Below are 22,563 nucleotides of genomic sequence, written 5' to 3' on the forward strand. Positions count from 1 at the left end.
AAAACCCGTCACTCCTGTGCACGCACTTTACACATTCGATCTCGGAGAAAACAGCCGGTTCGGGCCCTGCGACGAACGTCTTTGGGAAGCTTTATGGCACTTCTGGCAGCAATAAGTTACTGTTCGGAGAGCGGCGAACACTACTCGAAGTGGATTGATACAAATGATCGAAATCGCACACGAACTCGGAAATTTCGTACTGCAGAACGGTGCTGAGACTGGCGGATGGGACCCGGAGGCTGCCCAACACCTCGCGAGCGCGGCGGCGGCGATCGCCGTCGGCCTCGCCGCGCTCGGATCGGGATACGCCGAACGTGGCATCGGTGCCGCCGCGGTCGGCGCAATGGCCGAAGACGAGGACTTGTTCGTCCGTGGCCTGATTCTGACAGTCATCCCGGAAACGCTCGTCATCCTCGCGCTGGTCGTCGTGTTCCTGGTCTAACCGACCTACCTTTCACAAATGAGTCTGGACACTGTCGTTGAGGACATTCGAGAGGAAGCCCGCGCGCGTGCGGACGAACTCATCGAGGACGCCGAGGCGGAGGCCGAGGAGATCGTCTCCAGTGCCGAGGAGGACGCCGAGCGCATCCGACAGGAGCGAAAGGCGGAGGTCGAGCGCACGATCGAGCAGGAGCGCGACCGATCGCTCTCGAGCGCCAAACTCGAGGCGAAACAGGAACGGCTCGAGGCTCGTCGCGACCTCCTCTCGGAGGTCCGGGAGGAGACTGAAGGTGCGCTGACTGAACTGGACGGTGACCGTCGCGAGGAGCTCACCGAGGCGCTGCTGGAGTCGGCTCTCGCCGAGTTCGACGACGAAACCGTCGTCGTTCGCGGCCGCGAGGAGGACGGCGAGCTGCTCGAGGCGCTGTTGTCGGACGTCGAGGACGCCAGCGTGGGCGACGCCTACGACTGTCTGGGCGGCGTCGTCGTCGAGGGCGAGGGCTCGCGGGTGAAAGTGAACAATACGTTCGACTCGCTGCTCGAAGAGGTCTGGAACCGGCATCTCAAAGAGCTGAGCGACAAACTGTTCGAGCAATGAGCACCGCCGGGAGTTCGAACACGGAGTACGTGGTCGCCAGAGTCCGCGCCCGCCGCGGAAGCCTCTACTCCGACGAGGAGTACCGGAAGCTCATCCGCATGACGCCGGCGGAGATCGCCCGGTTCATGGAGGAGTCGACGTACAAACCCGAGATCAACGCGCTCGGGACGCGGTACTCCGGGGTCGACCTCATCGAGTACGCGCTCAACCGGAACCTGGCAAAGCAGTTTAACACCATTCTCGGCTGGGCAGAGGGTCGGCTGTACGACCTTCTGGCGCGATATCTCCGGAAGTTCGACGCCTGGAACGCCAAGACTGTACTCCGGGGAATCTACACGGACGCTTCCCGCGAGGCAATCGAGTCGGACCTCATCCGTGCCGGCGAGTTCGACGACCGGCTGATCTCCCGGCTGCTGGAAGCCGGGACGATCGAGGCTGCCGTCGACGTGCTCGAGGACACGCTGTTCGGCGATGATCTCGCCGCGGCGTTTGCCGATTACGAGGAGACCGACGTGCTGGTACCGCTCGAGAACGCGATCGATCGGGCGTACTACGACCACCTGATCGCCGACATCGGTGGCGACGAACCCACCACCCAGTACCGGGAGTTCCTCCAGGCGGAGATCGACTTCCGGAACGCCAGAAACGCCCTCCGACTCGCGCGATCGACGGCCGCCATCGACCCCGCCGAGTACTACATCGCCGGGGGGAAGCTGTTTACGGAGTCACAGCTCGCCCAGCTCGCGAACAACCTCGACGAGCTGGTCGGCTACATCCGGGAGAGCCAGTACGCTGACGAGCTGTCCGACGCACTCGGGCAGCTGGAGGAGGCCGACAGCCTCATCGCGTTCGAGCACGCCGTCGACGCCGCCCTACTGGAGTACTCGGACCGTCTCGGGTACGTGTATCCGGTGTCGATCACACCGATCGCCTCGTACATCCTCGCGAAGGAGCGCGAGGTCGAGAACATCCGTGCGATCGCCCGCGGCAAGGAAGCGGGACTGTCCGAGGAAGAGATCGAACGGGAGCTGGTGATCATATGAGCCAGGAAATCGCCGTCATCGGCAGTCCGGAGTTCACTACCGGATTCCGCCTGGCCGGCGTCAGAAAGTTCGAGAACGTCCCGGAAGAGGACAAAGACGAGCAGCTCGACGACGCGGTCGAACGGACCCTCGCGGACGACGACGTCGGCATCATCGTGATGCACGACGAGGACATGGAGCATCTCTCCCGTGGCGTCCGGGAGTCCGTCGAGACGAGCATCGAACCGACGCTCGTGACGCTGGGCGGCAGCGCCGGCAGCGGCGGACTACGAAACCAGATCAAACGCGCCATCGGCATCGATCTGATGGAGGAGGAAGACTAATCATGAGTCAAGCGACACAACAGGAGACCACCGACACCGGTGTCATCCAGCGAGTCAGCGGACCGGTCGTGGTCGCCCGCGATCTCGACGCCCGCATGAACGACGTCGTCTACGTCGGCGACGAAGGGTTGATGGGGGAAGTCATCGAGATCGAAGGCGAGACCACGACCATACAGGTGTACGAAGAGACCTCGGGCGTCAGCCCCGGCGAACCCGTCGAGAACACGGGCGAGCCGCTGACGGTCGACCTCGGTCCGGGAATGCTCGACGCCATCTACGACGGCGTCCAGCGTCCCCTGGACGTCCTCGAAGAGAAGATGGGGAGCCCATACCTCGACCGCGGGGTCGACGCCCCCGGCATCGACCTCGAGGAGACCTGGGAGTTCGAGCCCACCGTCGAGGAAGGAGAGGAAGTCGAGGCCGGTGACGTCGTCGGGATCGTCGAGGAGACGGTCACTGTCGATCACAAGGTGATGGTCCCGCCCGACTTCGAGGGCGGCGAGGTGACCGCCGTCGAGGCCGGCACCTTCACCGTCGACGAGACGGTCGTCGAACTCGACACCGGCGAGGAAGTGACGATGCACCAGGAGTGGCCGGTCCGGGAGCCGCGTCCGACCGTCGAAAAGCGGACGCCCCGGACGCCGCTGGTGTCGGGCCAGCGGATCCTCGATGGCCTGTTCCCGATCGCGAAGGGTGGGACGGCCGCGATTCCGGGACCCTTCGGGAGCGGGAAAACTGTCACCCAACATTCACTTGCCAAGTGGGCCGACGCAGACATCGTCGTGTACGTCGGCTGCGGCGAGCGCGGAAACGAGATGACCGAGGTGATCGAGGACTTCCCCGAACTGGAGGACCCGAAGACCGGCAACCCGCTGATGGCCCGAACCTCACTCATCGCCAACACCTCGAACATGCCGGTGGCGGCCCGCGAATCCTGCGTGTACACCGGGATCACGATCGCGGAGTTCTACCGCGACATGGGCTACGACGTGGCACTGATGGCCGACTCCACCTCCCGGTGGGCCGAGGCGATGCGGGAGATCTCGTCCCGTCTCGAGGAAATGCCCGGCGAGGAGGGGTATCCAGCCTATCTGGCCGCACGGCTCGCGCAGTTCTACGAGCGCGCCGGCTACTTCGAGAACGTCAACGGCACCGAGGGGTCGGTGTCGGTCATCGGCGCGGTGTCGCCGCCGGGCGGCGACTTCTCCGAGCCGGTCACCCAGAACACCCTGCGGATCGTGAAAACGTTCTGGGCGCTGGACGCCGACCTCGCCGAGCGCCGGCACTTCCCGGCGATCAACTGGAACGAGTCGTATTCGCTGTACCGCGAACAGCTGGATCCCTGGTTCACCGAGAACGTCGCCGAGGACTGGGCGGAGATCCGCCAGTGGGCGATCGACACCCTCGACGAGGAGGGCGAGCTCCAGGAGATCGTCCAGCTGGTCGGCAAGGACGCGCTGCCGGAAGACCAGCAGCTCACCCTCGAGGTGGCACGCTACCTCCGGGAGGCGTACCTCCAGCAGAACGCGTTCCACGACGTCGACACCTACTGTGAACCGACGAAGACGTACCGCATTCTCGTCGCCATCAAGGCGTTCAACGACGAGGCGTTCTCTGCCCTCGACGCTGGAGTGCCGGTCGAGGAGGTCATCGACGTCGACGCCGCACCGCGACTCAACCGAATCGCGGTCCAGGAGGAGTACGAAGAGTACGTCGACGAGCTCGTCGACGAGCTCACCGAACAGCTCCGTGCGCTCTACTGAACCATGAAAGAGTACCAGACTATCACCGAAATCAGCGGCCCGCTGGTGTTCGCCGAGGTCGACGAGGCGATCGGCTACGACGAGATCGTCGAGATCGAGACCCCACAGGGGGAGATCAAGCGGGGCCAGGTGCTGGAGTCCTCGGAGGGCCTCGTGGCCATCCAGGTGTTCGAAGGCACCTCCGGTATCGACCAGAACGCGTCCGTCCGATTCATGGGCGAGACGCTGAAGATGCCCGTCACCGAGGATCTGCTCGGTCGGGTGATGGACGGCTCGGGACAGCCGATCGACGGCGGGCCCGAGATCGTCCCCGACGAGCGGCGGGACATCGTCGGTGCGGCGATCAACCCCTACTCCCGGGAGTATCCCGAGGAGTTCATCCAGACGGGCGTATCCGCCATCGACGGGATGAACACGCTCGTTCGGGGCCAGAAGCTGCCGATCTTCTCCGGATCGGGCCTCCCGCACAACGAACTCGCGCTCCAGATCGCCCGCCAGTCGACGGTTCCCGAAGAGGACGCCGCCGCCGAGGAGGGAGAGGGGTCCGAGTTCGCAGTGATCTTCGGTGCGATGGGGATCACCCAGGAGGAGGCAAACGAGTTCATGGCCGACTTCGAGCGCACCGGCGCGCTGGAGCGGTCGGTCGTGTTCATGAACACGGCCGACGACCCCGCAGTCGAGCGGACGGTCACGCCGCGGCTGGCGCTTACGACCGCGGAGTACCTCGCGTTCGACAAGGGGTACCACGTGCTCGTGATCCTCACGGACATGACCAACTACTGTGAGGCGCTGCGGGAGATCGGCGCAGCCCGCGAAGAGGTGCCGGGCCGTCGTGGCTACCCTGGCTACATGTACACCGACCTGGCGACGCTGTACGAGCGCGCCGGCCGGATCCAGGGTCGGGAAGGCTCGGTTACCCAGATCCCGATCCTCACGATGCCGGGCGACGACGACACCCACCCGATCCCCGACCTGACGGGGTACATCACCGAGGGGCAGATCTACGTCGACCGCGACCTCAACTCCCAGGGGATCCAGCCGCCGATCAACGTGCTGCCGAGCCTGTCGCGACTGATGGACGACGGGATCGGCGAGGGGCTCACCCGCGCGGATCACGCAGACGTCTCCGATCAGATGTACGCCGCCTACGCAGAGGGGGAGGACCTCCGCGACCTGGTGAACATCGTGGGTCGCGAGGCGCTCTCCGAGCGTGACAACAAGTATCTCGACTTCGCGGACGCGTTCGAAAGCGAGTTCGCCCAGCAGGGGTACCAGACGAACCGCGACATCGACGAGACGATCGAAATCGGCTGGGACCTGCTGTCGGAACTCCCGAAGGAGGAGCTCAACCGGATCGACGAGGACCTGATCGAACAGCACTACCGCGAGGACGAGACCGACCGCCAGGTCGTCGAGGCGGCGGAGTAACTACCCATGGCCGAGGACGTCAAACCCACGCGGAAGAACCTCATGGCGATCGAGGACCGGATCGAGCTCTCCGAGCGCGGTCACGACACGCTCGAGCAGAAGCGCGACGGGCTCATCATGGAGTTCATGGACATCCTCGATCAGGCCAAGGACGTCCGATCCCAGCTCGACGACGACTACGAGACGGCCCAGCGAAAGATCAACATGGCGCGGGCCATGGAGGGCGACGTCGCGGTCCGTGGCGCGGCGGCAGCGCTCAAGGAGTACCCTGAGATCACGACCCAGTCGAAGAACATCATGGGTGTGGTCGTTCCGCAGATCGAGTCGACAAAGGTCCGAAAGGACCTCGAGGAACGCGGCTACGGGGTGCTCGGCTCGTCGGCACGGATCGACGAAACCGCCGACGCCTACGAGCAACTGCTGGAGACGATCATCCTTGCGGCCGAGGTCGAGACGGCGATGAAGAAGATGCTCGAAGAGATCGAGACCACGAAGCGCCGCGTCAACGCCCTCGAGTTCAAGCTGTTGCCCGAACTGCACGACAACAAGGAGTACATCGAGCAGAAGCTCGAGGAACAGGAACGCGAGGAGATCTTCCGGCTCAAGAAGATCAAAGCAAAAAAAGAGGAGGAAGAAGCCGAGGAGAGGGCCGAAGCGAACGCCGAGGCGGCCCGCCTCCAACAGGCCGACTCCGAGCAGTAAATGACTGCCGTGCCCTGTTCCCGATGTGAGGCGCCGACCGTCGCGTTCGCCGTCCCGACGTCCCTTCGAGAGCACGTCGACGGTGCGACGACGGCGTCGATCTGTACCGACTGCCTGTTGCTCGAGTCACTGGACGACACCGTCGAGCCTGCCGTGCCGGAACACGCCGATTTCGACCCGCTGCCGTTTCCGGACGGCGAGGCCGGGGCCGCGACGGCCCTCGCGGTCGGGCTGCTCGACTCGCTCGCGCTCAATCGTCCGGCGATCGCGGCGTCTCTCGAGTACGCCGAACGCAACGGTGCAGACGTCTTCCTCGCACTCGATCGGCTCGCCGAGAGTGACGTGAACCCGTCGTTCGATCCGGCCAAACGAAAAGCGCAGCTCGAAAACCTTCTGTAGTCGGTTTGGGAACTTACCCGGCCGGTCAGCCCGCAAGCAACTCGACGAGGAGTGCCTTCTGTGCGTGGAGCCTGTTTTCCGCCTGGTCCCAGACCAGCACCCGGTCCGACTCCATCACTGCGTCGGTGATCTCCTCGCCGCGGTGGGCCGGCAGGCAGTGCATCACCTTCGCGTCGGTTCCCGCCAGCAGCTCTTCGTTCACCTGGAAGCCGTCGAACGCGGAGAGTTTCTGTTCGCGTTCGTCCTCCTGGCCCATGCTCACCCACACATCGGTGTAGACGACGTCTGCGCCGTCGACGGCAGCCTCCGGATCCGTCGTCACGGCCGGCGCCGGACCGAGTTCGCCGGCACGTTCGATCACCTGTGGTTCCATCCCGTACCCCGTCGGCGTCGCGACCGTTACGTCGATCCCTGCCATCGCCGCCCCGAGAAGGAACGACTGGCCGACGTTGTTTCCGTCGCCGATCCACGCGAGTGAGACGTCGTCGTCGAACTGCTCGCGCAGTGTGAGCAGGTCGGCGAGCGTCTGGCACGGATGTGCCTCGTCGGTGAGTCCGTTTACCACCGGACAGTCGGCGTACTCCGCGAGCGTCACCACGTCCTCGTGGTCGAACAGCCGTGCCATCACGACGTCGACGTACCGTCCCAGCACCCGTGCGGTGTCACGAAGCGGCTCCCCGTGTCCCAGCTGGATGTCGTCGGGACCGAGGAACATCGCGTGGCCGCCCAGCTGCGTCATCCCGGTCTCGAAGGAGATTCGAGTACGCGTACTGGGCTTTTCGAACAGCATCCCGAGGGTGGCGTCCGCCAGCCGCGTGTCGTCCTCGCCGGCCTTCATCGCGGCGGCTCGCTCGAGGATTCGCTGTAGCTCCGCCGACGAGAGGTCGTCGACGTCGACGAAGTCGGTCGCCTCGATCCCGGAGGGGATTCCCTCCGACGGTTCTCCGGCCGTGCTGTCGGGGTCTTCTTGATCGGTCATCGTCTGTCTCTCGTTCGGGTTCAGTCGTCGCCCGATACGCACCGTTTACACACCGCAGTCAATACGCGCACGCCCCGGTCGAACTCCGAAAGCGACAGGTGTTCGTCGGGGGCGTGGTCCAGTGCCGAGTCGCCGGGGCCGTACGTCACCATCGGGCGGTCCCAGGCGTCGGCGTAGAGGTTGACGTCGCTGGTTCCGGTTTTTCGGAGCAACCGCGGATCGCCCCCCTCACCGCGGATCGCCACCCGGAAGGCCCGGGCCAGCTCCCCCCGTGGATCACTCATGGTCGGCGGGATCGGCTCCTTCCAGGAGACGGTCCCGCCGTCGAGCTCCGCCTCGGCGCGCTCCCGAACCGCCTCTACAGTGCTCGAGGGAGGGACGCGAAGCTGGACGTCGACGGTCGCCTCCACCGAGAGGCCGTCGGCCGAGAGCCCGCCGTCGAAGCCGACGGGCTTTGTCGTCACCTGCTCGAAAACCGGCGTCCACTCGTCGGGGTCGAACGCCGCCTCGATCCGGTTCCACCACGCGATCGCGTCCTGGATGGCGTTCGGTTCCGGCCGGGAGGTGTGGCCGGACTCGCTCGTGGTGACGTACGTTCCGGACAGAAAGCCCCGGTAGCCGAGTGTAATGCCGTCCCAGCCGGAGGGCTCGCCGTTGATCACCGCCTCCGGGGGGGAGCGGTCCTCGACGAGGTAGCGGGCACCCCGGGAGTCGGTCTCCTCGCCGACGACGCCGACGAACGAGGCGCCGGTACGGACGGCCGCGACAGCCATCGCGGCGAGCGGTCCCGTCGCGTCGACGCTCCCTCGCCCCCACAGTTCGTGGTCGTTTCCCCCGTCGACAACGTCACCGTCGCCACCGTCGTCATCGACGGCAGCCTCGTCACCGCTATCACCGCCGGCTTCCGTCTCCGCGGTCCGGATCTCGACGGGCACCTCGCCCGGGACGGTGTCGACGTGGGAGGTAAGGAGCACGGCGTCGTTCCCGGGAGCCCGGACGTTGCCGACGTCGTCGAGAAACACCTCCCGATCGTTTGCCTCGAAGAAGGCGGCGAGCCGTTCGGCCGCTACCTGCTCGTCACCGGAGGGCGACGGGATCGACACCAGATCGTACAGTAGGCCCCGTCCGACCGTGTTCAGGGCAGTGTGGTGGCGTTCGTCGCTGGCTTCGGGTATGTCAGTCACGTTCTCGGCGCTTTCGGAGACACTCATCACGAGAGAACCTCCGTGACGGCGTCGACGACCCGGTCGGCGTGGGACTGTTCGACGACGAGCGGCGGCAGGAACCGAACGACCGTCCGACCGGCCGGCAGCGCGAGCACCTGCTGGTCGATCGCGAGATCCCGGAGCACGCGGTTCGCCCCGCGTTTCACCTCGATTCCGACGAGCAGTCCATTGCCGCGCACGTCACGTACTGGAAGGTCGTGTTTCTCGGCGGCCGCCTCAAGTTCTTCCCGGAAGTACGTCCCGATCTCGCCGGCGTGAGACGGGAGGTCCGCCTCGACGATTGTCTCCAGGGTCGCGTTTGCGGCCGCACACACGACCGGGCCGCCGGAGAACGTCGAACCGTGGTCGCCGGCGTCCTCGGCGATCCAGTCGGCACACAGCGTCGCCGCCGCGGGGAGCCCGTTTGCCAGTCCTTTCGCCGTCGTGAGCATGTCCGGGACGACGCCCGCGGCCTCGCAGGCCCACAGCGTTCCCGTCCGACCGAGGCCGGTCTGGATCTCGTCGAAGACGAGCGCTGCCCCCGCCTCCGTGGTGATCTCGCGGGCACTCTCGAGATAGCTTCGGGAGGCGGGGTGGATCCCGCCTTCCCCCTGGACGGGTTCGAGAAACAGCGCCGCCGTTTCCTCGTCTACGGCCGACTCGAGAGCCTCGGCGTCGCCGTACTCGACGAACTCGATCCCGCCGGCGAGCGGTTCGAACGGTGCCTTGTACTTCTGTTTCCAGGTCATCGCGAGCGCTCCCATCGTCCGGCCGTGGAACGCCCGCTTCGTGGCGACGATCTTCCCACGGCCGGTCGCGCTCCGAGCGAACTTCATGGCCGCCTCGTTGGCCTCGGTGCCGGAATTGCACAGCCAGACGTTCGAGAGGTCGCCCGGCGCGACAGTCGCCAGCCGATCGTACAGTTCCGTCCGGACCTCGACTGGATACGACGCCTGGACGTACGTCAGCGTCGCGGCCTGTGTCTGGATCGCGTCCACAACCGCGGGATGGGAGTGCCCCAGCGGCGTCACCGCATACGAGGCGCCGAAGTCGAGGTAGTCGGTGCCGTCTGCGGATTGTAAGTACACGCCGTCTCCCGATTCGATCCGGATGGGCTTTTCCGAGAAGACGAACCCGCTCATCTCACGCCTCCGTCTCCGACTTCGTCTCGGGTTCGGCGTCCGCGTCGGCTTCGGACGTAGGGTCGACGCCGAGTACGCCCGGGTCGATCCGGGTGCCGGCCCCGCCGAGCGCGGCGACGACCGGGTCACGGAGGTTGGCGTCCGACACCGTCACGCCGGCGGCGCCTCCCTCCAGGGCCTCGACTGCGGCCATCACCTTCTTCGTCATGAACCCCTCGGCTGCGGACTCGAGCGCTTCGAGTTCCGCAGGCGAGGCAACCGACCCGATCAGCGTCTCCGGATCCTCCGGATCCGCGTATATTCCGTCGACGTCGGTCAAAAGCACCAGTTCGGCGCCGATTTCGGCGGCGATCGCCCCCGCGGCGCGGTCGGCGTCGGTGTTGACGGGCGTGACTCCGCCGTCGGACTCCTCGCCGGCCATCGGCGGGGAGACGACCGGGACGTAGCCCGCCTCCAACAGCAGCGACAACAGCTCGCCGTTGACCGACTCGAGCTTTCCGGAGTGCTCGCCGCGTTTGATCTTCTTCTTGCCGTTCTCGCGCACTCGGACCGCCGACTTGCGCGGGCCCGAAAGGAGCCCCCCGTCCACGCCCGAGAGCCCGACGGCGTCGACGCCGGACTCCTGCAGGAGCGCGACCAGGTCCGTGTTGAGTTTGCCGGGCAACACCATCGAGAACACGTCCATCGTCTCGGCGTCGGTAAACCGTCCGGAGACGCCCGAGGGCGTCTCGACGTAGGTCGGTTCCTTGCCGAGCCGTTCCAGCGTGTCGTCGACTGCCGTCGAACCGCCGTGGACGACGACTACCTCGCGCGCGTTGGCGACGAGGTGGGCAACGTCGCCGACCGCCCCGGCTGGATCGACGGCCTTCGCGCCGCCGATCTTCACGACGACGGGTGCCTCTCCGTCCGTCGACTCCGATACCTCTCCCTGTGTGGATGGTTCGTCCTCGTTCATGGCGATCCCACGGGGTGAAGTCCCCGGAACTCCAGGCCGGCGGTCTCCTCGAACCCGAGAGCGACGTTGGCAGCGTGGACTGCCTGTCCGGCAGATCCTTTCATCATGTTGTCGATCGCAGAGAACGTCACGACCCGGCCGTTTCCGGGATCGAGTTCGAAGCCGACCTCCGCGTGGTTCGTTCCGGCGACGGCCTTGGGCTCCGGATAGCGATACACGCCTGAGCCGCCGGCGACGAGCCGGACGAACGGTTCCTCCTCGTACGCCTCGCGGTAGGCCGACCAGAGGTCGCCCTTCGAGACCGGCTCCGGGAAGACGTGACCCGTCGCCGACGCGCCCCGAACCATGTCCACCGCGTGAACCGTGAAGGCGACATCGAGACCGAGGAATTCCTCGATCTCGGCCTCGTGGCGGTGGCCCGTCGGAGCGTACGGCCGCACGACCCCGGACCGCTCGGGATGGGAGGAGGCGACGCCTCCACCCGCCCCGCCCTCCGAGGAACCGACCTTCACGTCGACGACGATCCGATCGTCCTCGCCGAGCAGTCCGGCGTCGACGAGCGGTTGCAACCCGAGGATCGTCGCCGTCGCGTTGCACCCCCCCGAAGCGATCAGGTCGGCGCCAGGGAGCTGCTCCCTGGTGAGTTCAGGCAGGGCGTACACCGCCCTGTCGAGGTACTCCGGCGCGTCGTGGCCGTCGTACCACTCCTCGTACGCCTCGACGGTGTTCAACCGGAAGTCCGCCGAGAGATCGACGACAGTGTCTGCGGCCTCGAAGAACTCGTCGATCCGGCCCATCGACACGCCGTGGGGCGTCGCCGCGAACAGGATGTCGACGCTCTCGAGGTCCGTCGGGTCGGTAAACCGCAGATCGAGCCCCCGGAGGTTCGGGTGGACTGCACCGACCGTCTTGCGGTCGTACGAGCGGGAGGTCGCCTGCACGATCTCGAAGCCTGGATGGCCCGAAAGCAGGCGGAGCAGCTCCCCGCCCGTAAACCCGGAGCCACCGACGACAGCGGCGGTGAGTGCGTCGTGTGCCTCGCTCATACGGCCGATACCTCTGTGTCGCCGGCGTCGACTTCGCCGCCGGAGCCTTCCGTTCTCTCGGCGGCTGCGTCGGCTTTCGTCTCGAGCCAGTCGACGACCGCCGCGGGCACGTCGACATCGACGGTCTCGTTCAGCGCCTTGAACTCCACCGTGTGGTTCACCTCGTGGACCGTGTATTCGCCGGACTTTGCGCCGCCGACCTCCATCAGGTCGACGCCGAGCAACCCGCCGCCGACGGCGTCGCTGGCCCGCTCGACGAGATCCAGCGCCGTCTCGTCGAGCTCGAACGCCGCGGTATCGCTGCCTTTCGCGGCGTTCGTGAGCCAGTGGTCCGACGTCCGGGTCATCGCCGCGATCGGTTCGCCGTCGGCCGCGAGCACGCGCACGTCACGACCCGGTTTATCGACGAACTCCTGGACGTAGAACACCTTGTGCTCGTAGTGGCCCAGCGTCGCCTTGTGCTCGAGAATCGCCTCGGCGGCCGACCGGGAGTCGACCTTCGCCATCAGGCGCCCCCACGAGCCGACGACCGGCTTGAGCACGCACGGATAGCCGAACTTCTCGATCGTCTCGAGGGCGGCGTCTGTCGTGAACGCTACCTCGGTCTCGGGCGTGGGGACGTCCGCGTTCGACAGCGCGAGGGAATTTTTCACCTTGTTCGCGCAGACGTCGGCTGTCTCCGGGCCGTTGACCACCGGGACACCGTAGCTGTCGAGGAACCGGGTTGCATACAGCGACCGGCTCGTCGCGAGACAGCGATCGACGACGAGATCGAGCCCGTCGACGGGCGCAGAGGTCTCTTCGAGCCCGAACTGGTGTTTCCGAACGTCGATCTTCTCTACCTCGTGGCCGCGGTCGCGCAGCTCCGAGAGGAGTAATTTCTCGTCCTTGCGGATCCGGGAGTAGAGGATGCCGAACTGCAATTTCACTCCCCCCAGTCCTCTTCGAGCTCCGGGGCTCGGTCGAGGACTGGCGGGTTGACGTCGAGTACCTCCAGCTCCGCACCGCAGGTGTCACAGTCGAGTATCTCTCCAGCCTCCAGGTCGTCGTACAGGGTCACGTCGGCCCCGCATTCGACGCATTCTGCCTGGCTCATGTGTGTAGATGATGCTATGGGGGAGAACCTACATAAGGGTTGCGAAAATAAAGTAATTCTTACAATTTCCCAAGCCCGGAGCTAAGCGCCAATTAGCTGCAAACCGCCGCCGTTAGAAATCCAGTGTCAGATTCCGTTAGTGTATTGTTGTCCCCTCGCGGGGACGGCGGCGGAATCGGAACGCCGACGGGTCGTCGCGCTCGTCGGGATCGGACGTCGTCTCTTCGGGATCGTCGCTCACACATAGGTCGCTACCTCCGTTGCCAGCGTTTCTCTCGCGGTTTCGATCCGATCGCGGCGCTCGCGTGCCGCGGCTTCGTCGTCGCCAATCGCCTCCGTCGCCGTCGCGATCGCGGCGGTCACTTCGGGTTCGGCGGGACCGCCCACGGAGTCGCGGCTCGCGACGCTTTCGGCGGGATCGAGCGCGGCCTTGACCTCCTCGCGGCTCACGTGGGCAAACAGCGACTCCCCGGTCACCTCTTCGGCGACTGCGTCAATGTTTGCCGCGGAGACGTCGGTTTCGAACCGTTCGGCGGCCGTCGCGACCACCTCGTGGGCTGTCCGGAACGGGACGCCCGCCATCGCAAGCAGGTCGGCAACGCCGGTCGCCGTCGAGAACCCCTCGCCCGCGGCGTCGGCAAGCGCCGTCTCGTCCCACGACGCGGTGGCGACCGCGCCCCCGGCGACGTCGGTCGCGTCGACCACCGCGTCGACCGCGTCGAAGGCGTGGGGGTGAACGCGCTGGAGATCGCGGTTGTACGCCCGGGGGAGCCCTTTCAGGCTCGACAGCGTCGCCGTGGCGGCGCCGACGGCGTCGCCTGCGACGCCCCGAACGAGTTCCAGCGTGTCGGGGTTTTTCTTCTGGGGCATGATCGAAGAGGTCGACGCGTAGTCGTCGTCGAGTTCGAGGAATCCCCGATTCGAGAACAGCACCAGATCTTCTGCAAGTCCCGAGAGCGTGACTGCATGGGTTGCGAGCGCTCCCGTCGCTTCAGCGAGGAAGTCGCGGGCGGAGGCGGCGTCCATCGAGTTGCGGACGATCCCGTCGAAGCCCAGCAGAGCTGCGGTCCGGTCGCGGTCGACGTCAAAGGGTGTCCCCGCGAACGCAGCGGCGCCCAGCGGCGACCGGTTCGTCCGGTCGTACGCGTCCAGCAGCCGGGCGGTGTCGCGCGCGACCGCCGACTCGTAGGACAGCAGGTAGTGGCCGACGGTCGTCGGCTGGGCCGGCTGGAGGTGGGTGTACCCGGGCATCACCGTCCCGGTGTGATCGGCTGCGGTGGAACACAGCGCCTCCCGGAGCGCGATCGTCGCGTCGATCGCGTCCAGCAGGTCCGAACGCAGCCGATACCGGATGCACGTCGCCACCTCGTCGTTGCGCGAGCGGGCGGTGTGCATCTTCCCGCCGTCGGGACCGATCCGGTCGATGACGGCGGTTTCGATCGCCTCGTGGACGTCTTCGCCCGCCGGGAGTCCCTCGTGGCCCGACGCCTCGACGTCGTCGAGCGCCGCGAGGATCTCGCCTGCGGTCTCCTCTTCGACGATCCCCTGTTCGGCGAGCATCGCCACGTGGGCGCGATCGACCGCGAGGTCGGCCGCGAAGATGCGCCGGTCGGCGGCGAGACTCGAGAGGAACTCTCTTGCAGGACCGCCGCTGAAGCGGTCGCGGCGAACTGCCGTCCCATCGCGATCCTCCCCGGCTCCGGTCATGTCACTCGTGAGTGTCGTTCGATCCGTCGACGGATCCGTCGATCGTTTCGCCGGCGGTTCCGCCGCCCAGGTTGCCGCCGTCGGCGGCCAGCTCCGCTTTCGACTCGGCTACGTTCTTCGCGACCTCGTTGGCGAGCCGGCTCTGGAACCCGTGGTACTTGGCGACGCCGGTAGCGTCGCCCTGCTCGATGCCGTCGACCGTCTCGGTGTTGAAGGAGGCGGCCGACTCGGAGTACACCGCGTAGTCGCTTTTGCGACCGACTACGCGCGCCTGTCCTCCTTCGAGTTTGATCGTCACCGTGCCGGTCACCTTCGTCTGCGTCTCGTCGATGAATCCCTCCAGGGCGTTGACGAGTGGTGCGTCGACGAGTCCCTCGTAGCCCTTCTGGGCCCACTCGTTGTCGACGGTCGTTTTGAAGTCCAGTTCCTCTTTGGTCAACACCAGCTGTTCGAGTCCCGCGTGGGCGTTCAAAAGCACCGTCGCCGCGGGATGTTCGTAGTTCTCGCGCACTTTCAGACCGAGCATCCGATCTTCCATCATGTCGGTCCGGCCGACGCCGTGGGCGCCGGCGATCTCGTTGAGGTGCTCGATCAGTTCGACGGAGTCGTACTCCTCGCCGTCGACGGCGACCGGATAGCCGTCTTCGAAGGTGATCTCGAGCAGTTCGGTGTCGCCGGTCGGGGGCTGGGTCCACTCGTAGATCTCCTCGGGCGGGACGTAGCCGGGATCCTCGAGCTTGCCCCCCTCGACCGACCGGCTCCAGAGGTTCGTGTCGATCGACCAGACGCCCTCGTTGCCGCTCTCGACGGGAAGCCCCTTCTTTTCGGCGTACTCGATCTCCCACTCGCGGGTGAGCCCCAGGTCGCGAACGGGTGCGGCGACCTCCATGTCGGAGGCGCGCCACACTGCCTCGAACCGGAGCTGGTCGTTGCCCTTGCCGGTACAGCCGTGTGCGAGCGCCCCGCAGTTCTGTTCTTTCGCCACATCGAGGATCGCCTTCGCGATCACCGGGCGGGCGAGGGCGGTCCCCAGCGGGTAGCCCTGATACGTGGCGTTCGCGCGGACACTCTCGAGACACTGGTTTGCAAACTCCGCTCGCGCGTCCACGACGTAATGTTCGACCCCGAGCGCCTCGGCGGTCTCTGCGGCCTCCTCGAACTCCGCCTCGGGCTGGCCGACGTCGACCGTGACGCCGATGACTTCGTCGTATCCGTACTCCTCCTTTAGCAGCGGGACACACACCGTGGTGTCGAGTCCGCCGCTGAACGCGAGTGCCGCGCGTGTCATGTGTCTCACTCTGTGGCCTTGTGGGACTTAAATTCGTCGCTTTTGTTTGTGAAATTAAATGAAAGGGATGACTCTCGGGACGCGAAACGCGTGGAAACTGGGGAACATACGGCAGCCGACGACGGGGGTGTTTATAAGTGGCCTCAAAGGGCCGGTCGTCGTCGGGCCGGGCCGATCGGTCGGCCCGGTCGCGACGCTCGTCGCTCTCGGAGAAGGGCGGAACTGCGACGAGCGGTCGCCATCATTGGTGTGTCGTAGCGTCGGAACCGTACTAAAAGCTTTCGAGAGTCGAGCGGCGCCCCGACGTGCAGGCGATCCGGAGTGGTGTCAGGTCGTCCGGAACGCCCGATCGCCCGCGTCGCCCAGTCCGGGCACGATGAAGCCGTCCTCGTCGAGTTTCTCGTCGATCGCGACCGTGAGCAGCGTCGCCTCGTCGAACTCCTCGTCGACCCGGATGAGTCCGTCGGGAGCCGACACAGCAGAGAGCACGAACAGGTCCTCCGGGTCGTTCGCCTCCTCGAGGACGTGATCCAGCACCGCACACATCGTGCTGCCGGTCGCGAGCATCGGATCCGCCACGATCACGGTGTCGTCCTCGCTGATCTCGGGCAGCTTCACGTAGTCGATCGAGATCGGGAACTCGCCACCCTCGTCCATGCCGGCCTCCTCGTCGCGACCCGCCGAGATCACGCCCTGCTTCGCCCGGGGGAATGCTTTCAATAACCCTTCGACGAACGGCGTCGCCGCCCGGAGTACGTTGATGATCACCACGTCGTCCAGGCCTGTCACGCGCTCGCCCGTCGTCTCGGCGAGGGGGGTCTCGATGGAGACGAACTCCGTCTCCATCGCCCCGTCGATGATCTCGTAGCCGCAGATCCGACCGAGTTTGACGAGCCCCTTCCGGAACGCCACCTGTTCGGTCTCGACGCTTCGGAGCTTCGAGAGGGTGTCCTTCGCGAGCGCGTGGGTGATCAGTTTCGCGTGATCGCGGTTCTCGATGGTCATACTCCAACTGGGGTTCGGAGAGCCCTTAAAAGAGGGCGATCCCCGACGGGACGCACGCAGGCGTGGGGATCGTCGACACTCCCCCGTCGACTCCGAAACGGTTTAGTCGAACGCTCGCGCACCGTCGGTATGCCGACGGAACCCAACACGGGGTACGATCCATCACTGGGTCGGAAGTTCGTTTTCGTCACGGGGGGCGTAATGTCGGGGCTCGGGAAGGGCATCACGGCCGCCAGCATCGGCCGACTGCTCGTCAACGCCGGTTTCGACGTCACCGCCGTGAAGATCGATCCGTATCTCAACGTCGACGCCGGAACGATGAACCCCTACCAGCACGGCGAGGTGTACGTGCTGAAAGACGGGGGTGAGGTCGACCTCGATCTGGGGAACTACGAGCGGTTCCTCGGGATCGACATGACCTCCGATCACAACGTCACCACGGGAAAGACGTACCAGCACGTGATCGAAAAGGAGCGTGCGGGCGATTACCTGGGAAAGACCGTCCAGATCATTCCTCACATCACCGACGACATCAAACGTCGCGTGCGCGAGGCCGCCGAGGGGACCGACGTCTGTCTCGTCGAGGTCGGTGGCACCGTCGGCGACATCGAGGGGATGCCGTATCTCGAGGCGCTCCGGCAGTTCGCACACGAGGAGGACGAGGAGGACATCCTGTTTACCCACGTGACGCTGGTTCCGTACTCGAAGAACGGCGAACAGAAGACCAAGCCCACCCAACACTCCGTAAAGGAGCTGCGCTCGATCGGACTCCAGCCGGACGTGCTCGTCGGTCGATGCGACGACGAACTCGAACCGTCCACCAAGGAGAAGATCGCGCTGTTCTGTGACGTTCCCACCGACGCGGTGTTTTCGAACCCGGACGTCGAGGACATCTATCACGTCCCGCTGGTCGTCGAGGACGAAGGGCTCGACGAGTACGTGATGGAGGAGCTCGGCCTCGCAGACGAGGCGCTTCCAAAGGCGGACCGCAGCACGCAATGGCGGGAACTCGTCACGCGCGAGCGATCCGGCAGCGTCGACATCGCACTCGTCGGGAAGTACGCGCTGGAGGACGCGTACATGTCGATCCACGAGGCGCTGAAACACGCCGGCATCGAGCTCGGCGTCGAAGTGAACACCCTGTGGGTCAACGCCGACGAGATGCGGGACCACCACACCGAACGGCTGAAAGACGCCGACGGGATCGTCGTTCCCGGCGGATTCGGATCCCGCGGCACCGAGGGGAAGATCCGCGCGATCCAGTACGCCCGCGAGAACGACGTCCCGTATCTGGGGCTGTGTCTCGGTTTCCAGCTCGCGGTGATCGAGTACGCCCGCAACGTGCTCGGGCTCGAGGGCGCCCACTCTGCGGAACTCGATCCCGACACCCCGCACCCGGTGATCGACCTGTTGCCAGAGCAGTACGAGGTGGACGACCTCGGGGGAACGATGCGACTGGGCGCACACACCACCGAGATCCAGTCCGGCTCCCTCGCGGCCCACGTGTACCGCGACGACTCCTGCACCGAGCGCCACCGCCACCGCTACGAGGTGAATCCCGAGTACATCGGCGACCTGGAATCCGGCCCGCTTTCCTTTTCGGGGCGGGCGAACAACCGCATGGAGATCCTCGAGCGCGACGATCATCCCTTCTTCCTCGGGACGCAGTTCCATCCGGAGTTCCGATCGCGGCCGGACCGGGCGAGCCCGCCGTTCGTCGGACTCTTACAGGCCGTGATGGGGGAGCTCGACGCCCGAGAGGTCGTCGAAGGGGAGCGACGAGACGTGGACCGTCCTGACATCGAGCCCGACGGGGAGGTGCGTGCCTGATGGTCGACCCCGGGCCGTTCATCGAGGAGGCGATCGAGGAGATCGAAGCCGAGATCGACGACGCCAACGCCGTAATCGCGCTGTCCGGCGGCGTCGACTCGTCGGTGTCTGCGACGCTCGCCTACCGGGCGATCGGCGACCAGCTGACGCCGGTGTACGTCGACACCGGACTGATGCGGAAAGGCGAGACCGAGGAGATCCGGGAGACGTTCTCGTTCATGGATAGCCTCCGGATCGTCGACGCACAGGATCGGTTCCTGGACGCGCTCTCGGGCGTCACCGATCCCGAGGAGAAGCGGCACGTCATCGGCGAGGAGTTCATCCGTGTCCTCGAACAGGAGGCGCGGGAAGCGGGCGCGGACTACCTCGTCCAGGGGACCATCTATCCCGACCGCATCGAGTCGGAGGGCGGGATCAAATCCCACCACAACGTCGGTGGACTCCCGGACGTCGTCGACTTCGAGGGGATCGTCGAACCGGTGCGGGACCTCTACAAGGACGAGGTCCGCGAACTCGCTCGGGAGCTGGGGCTGGAATCGGTGATCGCAGAGCGGATGCCGTTCCCCGGCCCGGGACTCGCGGTTCGGGTGGTCGGCGAGGTCACCCGCGAGAAGGTCGAGGTGGCACGCGAGGCGTGTCACGTCGTCGAGGAGGAGCTGGAACCGTACGAGCCGTGGCAGGCGTTCGCCGCCGTGGTCGGCAAGGGCACCGGCGTCAAGGGAGACAACCGGGTCCACGGCTGGATCGTCGCGGTGCGGTCGGTCGACTCCCGTGACGGGATGACTGCCCAGGCGCAGGAACTCGACTGGGAGACGCTCCAGCGGATCCAGTCGCGGATCACGAGCCAGCTCGACAACGTCTCTCGAGTCGTCTACGACGTGACTCACAAACCACCCGCGACGATCGAATACGAGTGACGACGCGAGCGAAATCCAGGAAAACCCATGACATCTACTGATGCGGACGCAGGCGAACTGAACCAGACGAACGCGCGCGTGATCGTCGCCGGCCCCGACGAACACGGGCTCGCCGCCGAACTCGAGTCTCGAGGGGCGACGGTCGCCCGGATCCCCGGAATCGTCAACGGCGAAACGCTCGCGGAGGCGGGAATCGAGTCGGCGGCGATCCTGGTGTTGACGGATCTGGGGGAGGCGTCGGCGATCCCGGTCGCAAAGGAGGTCAATCCCGATCTGCGGGCGGTGTCGTACAGCCACCAGTCGCTGCCGGAGTACGCGAAGGCACAGGCGGATCTGGCCGTCGATCCCGATCTCCTTTCGCCGGACGTCGTCGCCGAGGAACTGCTCGAGTAGTTCCGTTCTCGCCTTCGGCGCGCGCAAGCCGAACGAACAGTCGGAATTCGGTCCGGCCCCTCGTCGTTCCGAAACCGCCGGATAGACCCGAGTTAATCCGACTTAATTGGACGGTAGGTGGGAGTAAACCCCCTGAATCCGGGTTTGCTACGTCCACGGTTCAAGTGGGTCTCCACGAAAGGATCGATCGCAATGAACGCAAAAACGCTACTCGCGATCGCCACCGCGGTCGCGGTGCTGTTCGCCGGCCTCGGCGCAGTTGGCGCCGCTGCGGCCGACCAGACTCCCGAACAGCCAGTTGACGAGGAACTCCCCGAATCTACCGACGACGCTGCCGACCGCGATCGCGACGCCGATCGCGCAAACGAGTCCGAGCGTGATCGGGTTCGCGAACACGTAAACGAGACCGACGGCGAGTTCGGCCCGCACCACGACAACGTTACTGACGGCGAGTACGGTCCGCACCACGCCGGTGACGGCCACGGCCAGCACCACGCTGACGGCCACGGCCCGCACTATGCCGACGAGAACGCACCGGCTGCGGACGACCGGCCCGGATTCGCCGGTCCGATGTGGGGTGTTGCCGACAACGTGCCGGACGACATTCCGACGAACGTGACGCACATGCACGAGGTCATGCAGTCGCATTTTGACGACGAGGAGCCACCCTACCGGTTCGGTGAGACGATCCGTTCGATCGCCGGCGGCGAGCACCCCTGGAGCGACGACCACCCGCGGAACGACCGCGGTGACGACCACCGACACGGGAACGGACGATAACTGATGTACGACAGTAACCACCTGCTCGATCGACGGACGTATCTGAAAGCCACCGGTGGGATCGCCGCCGTCGGCAGTGCCGGCCTCGCCGGCTGTGTCGGCGACGACGCGTCCGGCGAGGCGACCGGGACGCTCGCGACCCGAGTCACCGACCAGCCCGGCGACATCGGCGACTTCGAGTCCTGTATCGTTACGATCGAGGGTCTGTGGGTAAAACCGGCTGGTGTCGACGACGAAGACGACGAGGGCGACGACGACGGGAACGACGAAGACGACGAGGGCGACGACGACGAGGAGGAAACTCCTGATCTGAGCGAGGCGCGGGAGTACCACGAATTCGACGAGCCACAGGAGGCCGACCTGGTCCAGCTGCAGGACGGCGAGACCCAGCTCGTCGACGAGCAGGAGCTTGCGGCCCGCGAATACGAGTTCCTCCAGCTCGAGGTGACCGACGTCGACGGAACCCTGGCCGACGGCGGCGACGCCGACGTCTCCACGCCCGGGAACGCGCCCCTGCAGTTCAAACACCGGTTCGAGATCCGCGACGGCCAACGAACCGTCTTCACCGCCGACTTCACGCCGGTGAAACGCGGCGCGACCGGAAGTTACCTCCTCCAGCCCGTCGCCCAGGGAACGACGGTAGAGTACGAGGACGTCGAAGACGAGGAGGACGATGCGGACGGCGATGGCGACGCCGACGCGGACGGCGATGGCGACGCCGACGCGGACGGCGACCAGTGATCACCCTTCGGCCCTCCGTTCGACCGCCAGACGACCGTTAACCGGGCGTATTATCCCGACGCGGTGCGCCGTTTCGGCCGTGACCGACGACCGCGACCGATGGAACGAACGGTACAGGGACGACGACTTCGAGCTCCCCGACGATCCCGTTCCCGAACTGGCCCGGCGGATCGACACGCTGCCGGAGGGCCGGGCGCTCGACGTGGCGACGGGAAGCGGCCGGAACGCGATCTTCCTGGCCGAGCACGGCTACGACGTCGAGGCCGTCGACGTCTCCGACGAGGCGCTCGCCCAGGCGCACACTCGTGCCGACGAACTCGGCCTCGAGGTCGACTGGATCCGGGCGGACGTCACCGATTCCGACGGGGAGTTCCAGCTCGAACCCCGAGAGTACGATCTGATCGTCGTGAGCTTCTTTTATGCCCCCGCGCTGCTGCCGGAGCTCAAGGAGGCGCTCGCTCCGGGTGGCGTGCTCGTGTACGAACACCACCTGCGGTCGAGCGATCCCGTCGAGGTCGGCCCCTCCGACGACCGTGTTCGGTTCAGGTCGAACGACCTGCTCCGGTCGTGTCTCGACTTGACGGTGCTTCACTACGCGGAGGCGACACGACACGGGAAAGAGGACGGCAGGCCCTCGACGATCGCAACCGTCGTCGCCCGCAAGTCCTGCGGCGGTGCCCAGTCGTATCCCCCCGAGCGCGACATGCGTGACGTCCCCCGGGAGTAGTCGCCGGCGGACGGGAGCACCGAAAAGACGAAAGGAAGGCTTTACCGGCCTGACG

24 protein-coding genes are annotated in these 22,563 nt (G+C 65.9%); 14 read left to right on the forward strand and 10 right to left on the reverse strand.

Translation table 11 applies throughout. The features are described from left to right. The first annotated feature begins 163 nt into the window (after nucleotides 1–163). The 8 genes from AArcCO_RS00865 to AArcCO_RS00900 are packed head-to-tail and all read left to right on the forward strand — an operon-like array spanning nucleotide 164 to nucleotide 6,697. The gene (locus AArcCO_RS00865; RefSeq protein WP_259534477.1) at nucleotides 164–442 is read left to right on the forward strand and encodes a V/A-type ATP synthase subunit; all 279 of its coding nucleotides are present in this window, start codon (nucleotides 164–166) and stop codon (nucleotides 440–442) included. Nucleotides 443–460: 18 nt separating this feature from the next. Continuing rightward, nucleotides 461–1,039 (forward strand): V-type ATP synthase subunit E, encoded by a 579-nt coding sequence (locus AArcCO_RS00870; protein WP_259534478.1) that lies wholly within the window; start codon nucleotides 461–463, stop codon nucleotides 1,037–1,039. Continuing rightward, nucleotides 1,036–2,082 (forward strand): V-type ATP synthase subunit C, encoded by a 1,047-nt coding sequence (locus AArcCO_RS00875; RefSeq protein WP_259534479.1) that lies wholly within the window; start codon nucleotides 1,036–1,038, stop codon nucleotides 2,080–2,082. The genes AArcCO_RS00870 and AArcCO_RS00875 overlap by 4 nt, the downstream gene beginning before the upstream one ends. Beyond that, a complete protein-coding gene (locus AArcCO_RS00880; RefSeq protein WP_259534480.1) occupies nucleotides 2,079–2,405 on the forward strand; it encodes a V-type ATP synthase subunit F in 327 nt (108 codons plus the stop codon). Before AArcCO_RS00875 ends, AArcCO_RS00880 begins: the two co-directional genes overlap by 4 nt. Before the next feature lie 2 nt (nucleotides 2,406–2,407). Beyond that, the gene (locus AArcCO_RS00885) at nucleotides 2,408–4,168 is read left to right on the forward strand and encodes an ATP synthase subunit A (protein WP_259534481.1); all 1,761 of its coding nucleotides are present in this window, start codon (nucleotides 2,408–2,410) and stop codon (nucleotides 4,166–4,168) included. A 3-nt stretch (nucleotides 4,169–4,171) separates the two neighbouring features. Beyond that, the gene (locus AArcCO_RS00890) at nucleotides 4,172–5,596 is read left to right on the forward strand and encodes an ATP synthase subunit B (protein ID WP_259534482.1); all 1,425 of its coding nucleotides are present in this window, start codon (nucleotides 4,172–4,174) and stop codon (nucleotides 5,594–5,596) included. 6 nt (nucleotides 5,597–5,602) lie between these two features. After that, nucleotides 5,603–6,298, forward strand: coding sequence for a V-type ATP synthase subunit D (locus tag AArcCO_RS00895; protein ID WP_259534483.1), 696 nt, complete (start codon nucleotides 5,603–5,605; stop codon nucleotides 6,296–6,298). Beyond that, nucleotides 6,299–6,697: a DUF6276 family protein gene (locus AArcCO_RS00900; RefSeq protein WP_259534484.1), complete on the forward strand. Its 399-nt coding sequence runs from the start codon at nucleotides 6,299–6,301 to the stop codon at nucleotides 6,695–6,697. 25 nt (nucleotides 6,698–6,722) lie between these two features. On the opposite strand, the gene argF is transcribed toward AArcCO_RS00900, so the two are convergent. The 10 genes from argF to upp all read right to left on the reverse strand — a co-directional run bounded on the left by argF (nucleotide 6,723) and on the right by upp (nucleotide 17,120). Next, entirely contained in the window at nucleotides 6,723–7,676 is a 954-nt protein-coding gene (gene argF, locus AArcCO_RS00905; protein ID WP_259534485.1) for an ornithine carbamoyltransferase, read from the reverse strand. 20 nt (nucleotides 7,677–7,696) lie between these two features. Beyond that, a complete protein-coding gene (locus AArcCO_RS00910; RefSeq protein ID WP_259534486.1) occupies nucleotides 7,697–8,887 on the reverse strand; it encodes a [LysW]-lysine hydrolase in 1,191 nt (396 codons plus the stop codon). Then, on the reverse strand, nucleotides 8,887–10,023 hold the full coding sequence (locus AArcCO_RS00915) for an aspartate aminotransferase family protein (protein WP_259534487.1): 1,137 nt from the start codon (nucleotides 10,021–10,023) through the stop codon (nucleotides 8,887–8,889). Before AArcCO_RS00915 ends, AArcCO_RS00910 begins: the two co-directional genes overlap by 1 nt. A 1-nt stretch (nucleotide 10,024) precedes the next feature. Next, nucleotides 10,025–10,978: an acetylglutamate/acetylaminoadipate kinase gene (locus tag AArcCO_RS00920; protein ID WP_259534488.1), complete on the reverse strand. Its 954-nt coding sequence runs from the start codon at nucleotides 10,976–10,978 to the stop codon at nucleotides 10,025–10,027. Then, nucleotides 10,975–12,024, reverse strand: coding sequence for an N-acetyl-gamma-glutamyl-phosphate reductase (argC, locus tag AArcCO_RS00925; protein WP_259534489.1), 1,050 nt, complete (start codon nucleotides 12,022–12,024; stop codon nucleotides 10,975–10,977). Before argC ends, AArcCO_RS00920 begins: the two co-directional genes overlap by 4 nt. Next, nucleotides 12,021–12,947: a lysine biosynthesis protein LysX gene (gene lysX / locus AArcCO_RS00930; RefSeq protein WP_259536488.1), complete on the reverse strand. Its 927-nt coding sequence runs from the start codon at nucleotides 12,945–12,947 to the stop codon at nucleotides 12,021–12,023. Before lysX ends, argC begins: the two co-directional genes overlap by 4 nt. Before the next feature lie 2 nt (nucleotides 12,948–12,949). Further along, nucleotides 12,950–13,120 carry a lysine biosynthesis protein LysW gene (lysW, locus tag AArcCO_RS00935; protein ID WP_259534490.1) on the reverse strand — a complete coding sequence of 57 codons (171 nt, stop codon included), beginning with the start codon at nucleotides 13,118–13,120 and terminating at the stop codon, nucleotides 12,950–12,952. 237 nt (nucleotides 13,121–13,357) lie between these two features. Continuing rightward, a complete protein-coding gene (gene argH, locus AArcCO_RS00940) occupies nucleotides 13,358–14,827 on the reverse strand; it encodes an argininosuccinate lyase (protein ID WP_259534491.1) in 1,470 nt (489 codons plus the stop codon). 1 nt (nucleotide 14,828) lies between these two features. Then, the gene (locus AArcCO_RS00945; RefSeq protein ID WP_259534492.1) at nucleotides 14,829–16,115 is read right to left on the reverse strand and encodes an argininosuccinate synthase; all 1,287 of its coding nucleotides are present in this window, start codon (nucleotides 16,113–16,115) and stop codon (nucleotides 14,829–14,831) included. Between the two features lie 327 nt (nucleotides 16,116–16,442). Further along, nucleotides 16,443–17,120 carry a uracil phosphoribosyltransferase gene (gene upp / locus AArcCO_RS00950; RefSeq protein ID WP_259534493.1) on the reverse strand — a complete coding sequence of 226 codons (678 nt, stop codon included), beginning with the start codon at nucleotides 17,118–17,120 and terminating at the stop codon, nucleotides 16,443–16,445. A 129-nt stretch (nucleotides 17,121–17,249) separates the two neighbouring features. On the opposite strand from upp, the gene pyrG reads away from it, so the two are divergent. From pyrG to AArcCO_RS00980, 6 genes are all read left to right on the forward strand, one after another. After that, nucleotides 17,250–18,950 carry a glutamine hydrolyzing CTP synthase gene (pyrG, locus tag AArcCO_RS00955; protein ID WP_259534494.1) on the forward strand — a complete coding sequence of 567 codons (1,701 nt, stop codon included), beginning with the start codon at nucleotides 17,250–17,252 and terminating at the stop codon, nucleotides 18,948–18,950. Continuing rightward, complete coding sequence (gene guaA / locus AArcCO_RS00960) at nucleotides 18,950–19,867, forward strand: glutamine-hydrolyzing GMP synthase (protein ID WP_259534495.1); 918 nt, start codon at nucleotides 18,950–18,952, stop codon at nucleotides 19,865–19,867. Before pyrG ends, guaA begins: the two co-directional genes overlap by 1 nt. 27 nt (nucleotides 19,868–19,894) lie before the next feature. Next, nucleotides 19,895–20,260: a DUF7126 family protein gene (locus tag AArcCO_RS00965; RefSeq protein ID WP_259534496.1), complete on the forward strand. Its 366-nt coding sequence runs from the start codon at nucleotides 19,895–19,897 to the stop codon at nucleotides 20,258–20,260. Nucleotides 20,261–20,452: 192 nt separating this feature from the next. Further along, the gene (locus tag AArcCO_RS00970; protein WP_259534497.1) at nucleotides 20,453–21,040 is read left to right on the forward strand and encodes a hypothetical protein; all 588 of its coding nucleotides are present in this window, start codon (nucleotides 20,453–20,455) and stop codon (nucleotides 21,038–21,040) included. A gap of 3 nt (nucleotides 21,041–21,043) precedes the next feature. Next, nucleotides 21,044–21,781: a DUF4382 domain-containing protein gene (locus AArcCO_RS00975; protein ID WP_259534498.1), complete on the forward strand. Its 738-nt coding sequence runs from the start codon at nucleotides 21,044–21,046 to the stop codon at nucleotides 21,779–21,781. A 79-nt stretch (nucleotides 21,782–21,860) separates the two neighbouring features. Next, complete coding sequence (locus tag AArcCO_RS00980; RefSeq protein ID WP_259534499.1) at nucleotides 21,861–22,508, forward strand: class I SAM-dependent methyltransferase; 648 nt, start codon at nucleotides 21,861–21,863, stop codon at nucleotides 22,506–22,508. The last annotated feature ends 55 nt before the right edge of the window (nucleotides 22,509–22,563 follow it).

This window comes from Halalkaliarchaeum sp. AArc-CO (genome assembly GCF_024972735.1).
GTDB lineage: Archaea > Halobacteriota > Halobacteria > Halobacteriales > Haloferacaceae > Halalkaliarchaeum.

What these genes read in the sequence shown, in the direction of transcription:
- AArcCO_RS00865 (WP_259534477.1), top strand. Translation starts at nt 164, where the DNA reads ATGATCGAAATCGCACACGAACTCGGAAATTTCGTACTGCAGAACGGT.
- AArcCO_RS00870 (WP_259534478.1), top strand. Translation starts at nt 461, where the DNA reads ATGAGTCTGGACACTGTCGTTGAGGACATTCGAGAGGAAGCCCGCGCG.
- AArcCO_RS00875 (WP_259534479.1), top strand. Translation starts at nt 1,036, where the DNA reads ATGAGCACCGCCGGGAGTTCGAACACGGAGTACGTGGTCGCCAGAGTC.
- AArcCO_RS00880 (WP_259534480.1), top strand. Translation starts at nt 2,079, where the DNA reads ATGAGCCAGGAAATCGCCGTCATCGGCAGTCCGGAGTTCACTACCGGA.
- AArcCO_RS00885 (WP_259534481.1), top strand. Translation starts at nt 2,408, where the DNA reads ATGAGTCAAGCGACACAACAGGAGACCACCGACACCGGTGTCATCCAG.
- AArcCO_RS00890 (WP_259534482.1), top strand. Translation starts at nt 4,172, where the DNA reads ATGAAAGAGTACCAGACTATCACCGAAATCAGCGGCCCGCTGGTGTTC.
- AArcCO_RS00895 (WP_259534483.1), top strand. Translation starts at nt 5,603, where the DNA reads ATGGCCGAGGACGTCAAACCCACGCGGAAGAACCTCATGGCGATCGAG.
- AArcCO_RS00900 (WP_259534484.1), top strand. Translation starts at nt 6,299, where the DNA reads ATGACTGCCGTGCCCTGTTCCCGATGTGAGGCGCCGACCGTCGCGTTC.
- argF (WP_259534485.1), bottom strand. Translation starts at nt 7,676, where the DNA reads ATGACCGATCAAGAAGACCCCGACAGCACGGCCGGAGAACCGTCGGAG.
- AArcCO_RS00910 (WP_259534486.1), bottom strand. Translation starts at nt 8,887, where the DNA reads ATGAGTGTCTCCGAAAGCGCCGAGAACGTGACTGACATACCCGAAGCC.
- AArcCO_RS00915 (WP_259534487.1), bottom strand. Translation starts at nt 10,023, where the DNA reads ATGAGCGGGTTCGTCTTCTCGGAAAAGCCCATCCGGATCGAATCGGGA.
- AArcCO_RS00920 (WP_259534488.1), bottom strand. Translation starts at nt 10,978, where the DNA reads ATGAACGAGGACGAACCATCCACACAGGGAGAGGTATCGGAGTCGACG.
- argC (WP_259534489.1), bottom strand. Translation starts at nt 12,024, where the DNA reads ATGAGCGAGGCACACGACGCACTCACCGCCGCTGTCGTCGGTGGCTCC.
- lysW (WP_259534490.1), bottom strand. Translation starts at nt 13,120, where the DNA reads ATGAGCCAGGCAGAATGCGTCGAATGCGGGGCCGACGTGACCCTGTAC.
- argH (WP_259534491.1), bottom strand. Translation starts at nt 14,827, where the DNA reads ATGACCGGAGCCGGGGAGGATCGCGATGGGACGGCAGTTCGCCGCGAC.
- AArcCO_RS00945 (WP_259534492.1), bottom strand. Translation starts at nt 16,115, where the DNA reads ATGACACGCGCGGCACTCGCGTTCAGCGGCGGACTCGACACCACGGTG.
- upp (WP_259534493.1), bottom strand. Translation starts at nt 17,120, where the DNA reads ATGACCATCGAGAACCGCGATCACGCGAAACTGATCACCCACGCGCTC.
- pyrG (WP_259534494.1), top strand. Translation starts at nt 17,250, where the DNA reads ATGCCGACGGAACCCAACACGGGGTACGATCCATCACTGGGTCGGAAG.
- guaA (WP_259534495.1), top strand. Translation starts at nt 18,950, where the DNA reads ATGGTCGACCCCGGGCCGTTCATCGAGGAGGCGATCGAGGAGATCGAA.
- AArcCO_RS00965 (WP_259534496.1), top strand. Translation starts at nt 19,895, where the DNA reads ATGACATCTACTGATGCGGACGCAGGCGAACTGAACCAGACGAACGCG.
- AArcCO_RS00970 (WP_259534497.1), top strand. Translation starts at nt 20,453, where the DNA reads ATGAACGCAAAAACGCTACTCGCGATCGCCACCGCGGTCGCGGTGCTG.
- AArcCO_RS00975 (WP_259534498.1), top strand. Translation starts at nt 21,044, where the DNA reads ATGTACGACAGTAACCACCTGCTCGATCGACGGACGTATCTGAAAGCC.